Here is a 2,697-nt window from a genome sequence, read left to right as displayed (position 1 = left end):
GATGCTCAACCAAAGTAGAATTATTATATATCGCTAGTGGATTACCACTAGTATCTCTTATATAATACGACTTTGTCGTTGGTGTTCCTGATCCATTAAAACTCTGCTTACTAATTCGTTGTCCCTTGTCATCATATGCAAACTCTACTATTGGTAGGTTTGTGGCTGTTTTCTTGATACGTGTCACCAAGCCTGTTGTATTGTACTCATAAGTAATCCCTGCCTGTAGATCACGATACAATTGCCCTATCGCATTATACTGATAGTTATTATTGGGCTGACTCTCTAAATCATCTGCATCACTCGGTGATGGATCCGTATCACTTACTCGATTTAATTGATTCTTATTAGAATTGTAACTGTAACTAAAGTTATCCATCTGATTATTACCAAAAACACTATTCTTGGTACGTTTCAAGGTCTCTATATTTCCATTAGCATCATACGTAATATTTGACACCTTATAATCTGCACTCGAACTTATCACTGCATTGGAGTTCGCACTACCAAAGGTCGCTCCATCTAACCATTTATTAGAATTATAACTATAGGTATAAGCATCCTGAACACTTGGTGAGGTTAATCCCTTGGTTGACCAACGCGTCGCCTTGATGTTCCCATCATATCTATTTGTCCCTTGGGGTGTTGTCTTTATTGAACTACTACTTCGTACATAATCACCATTATAATAATCAATACTCATCCCAAATAAATCATTGATATCATTCCCTGGATCACTTGATAAATTTGGATTATTAATACTCTTTAACTGTCCCGATAATGTATATACATAATCTAGCCCTTGAAGACCATTAGCAATCTCTGTTCGCTTTAACTCCCCTGATTTGTAATACTCATAATCGGCCTGCTCCTCAAAATCTACACCATTTGTAGAGGTCTCCACTTTAGATAATGAATTATTCTTATCATAACTATAACGATGTACAAATAGCTCACTCGGTATATCTTGTTGATAAATCACCTGTTTAACGCCTCCTCTATTATCATACTTATAGTGAATCGTCTTTAACCCTAAACCTTCTACATCCTGTACTGTCCATAAAACACGTCCATAAATATCATAACTATACCAGGTACTACTAGTCACTATTGGAGAATTACCATCTGGAATGGTCTTGGTCATCGAAACATTTCCTGATATAAATGTTTGCTTATAATTATTAGGGTTTAATCCACCACTTGATAGAACCCCTGACAATGATGCATCTGGAAGATCATATATTGTCTCATGAATCTCTTTTAAATTAGTGCTTAACACACTGGTGTCTGGGTTTAACGTACTAAAATTAGCAGCCCCAACGCCGCTCTTTTTTGGCCTCAACTTACTATCATAATCTATAAAGGTTACTTCTCCTACTAATGCCTGTTTGCTATTCTGTGAAAAACGAATCTGCCCATCTCTACGGTATTTGAATTTTGTCGTTCCCTCATCTGGGGATGTCGTCTCTAATAGTTCTCCTAATGAATTATAAACATAACTATTAAGCATCCCATGAGTAACTGTAGATTGGATACTACTCAAACATGAAGCATTAAACCCTAATGGTTGACTCCTCTGAGTTAATCTCCCAGACACATCATAATAGTTTAGACTATAATCATAATAGTTCACATTATATCGTACACCTCGTGACCCTGAATAATGGTTAACTCCTCCACTTGAAGAGATATAAGTATGATGTGTATTCTCATTCGTACTTGGAGTAGCGGATATTCGATATACATTTCCTCCAGACATGGACGTGTATGGAATCTGATCACCTGTCTTTAGATCATAGATTGTGTAATGAGAGGTGCTTGATAAAAAATTAACACTATTCACATTCTTTGGTAAATGAATATCTATATAACCCTGTTCCCCTATGACTGATACTACTGGATACGTCTGTGAGCCTCCTGATCGTGCTGTTGCTAGCGTACGACCCTCTTTATCGATAAAGGATACAACTTCATTCCCATGAGGATCCATCACTACCGTTTTGTAATACTCGGTAGTCACTTGCTCGCCATAAATCCCATTAATAGGACCTTCAAAATAATTCTTTCCAAACACATAGTACATCTCCTGTGCTGCTGGAACTGTAAAGGAATACCCTGTCTTCCAGTCGCCTCCCATTTGATTACCGCCTATCGCTTTTATCTCATTCCCCGGATTTAATTTATCATAAACCGTTCTAACATATGGTCGTGTGGTAGTTGATTGAAGCTCTTCATTGGAATTATCATCACTATAATACCTACGTAAACTTGAAAAATCATTGTTTACAACATCTATCTCTGATAAACCATCATAATTAGTAATATCACTAACATAATTTGAAAATGTACCACTTAAAAATCCTCCCACAAAACCACCACATGATGGTGCTGAAAGTGTCTGTAATGCTGGTCGCCCTTGCTTGTCATATAAAGTCTGTGTTCCCCAAACCTTATTCTCTTCTCTATCCCAAGAATAGCTAAGCGTTGGCTTGCCCAAATCATTATAATAACTCCCTGATTTCCCTACCAGTGTTCCTGTTACATCATAGGTCTCTGTATAAATATGATTGATCGAAGTACTAAAATTATTTACCACTGATTCTACTGGTGGATACGCATCGATTACCTCTGATGCTGCTTGTAATGGTACTGTATGTGGAATACTAAATGGTGTCGCATCTGCTACAACATAAGACT

1 protein-coding gene is annotated in these 2,697 nt (G+C 37.1%); it reads right to left on the bottom strand.

What is annotated here, in order from left to right; translation table 11 throughout:
* Positions 1-2,697 (bottom strand): RHS repeat domain-containing protein (locus tag KWG70_RS17610; RefSeq protein ID WP_230937359.1); only part of this gene is annotated, 2,697 nt, incomplete at both ends.

This window comes from Psychroserpens luteolus (genome assembly GCF_021032705.1).
GTDB lineage: Bacteria > Bacteroidota > Bacteroidia > Flavobacteriales > Flavobacteriaceae > Psychroserpens > Psychroserpens luteolus.
This window is presented reverse-complemented; position numbering and strand designations above follow the sequence as displayed.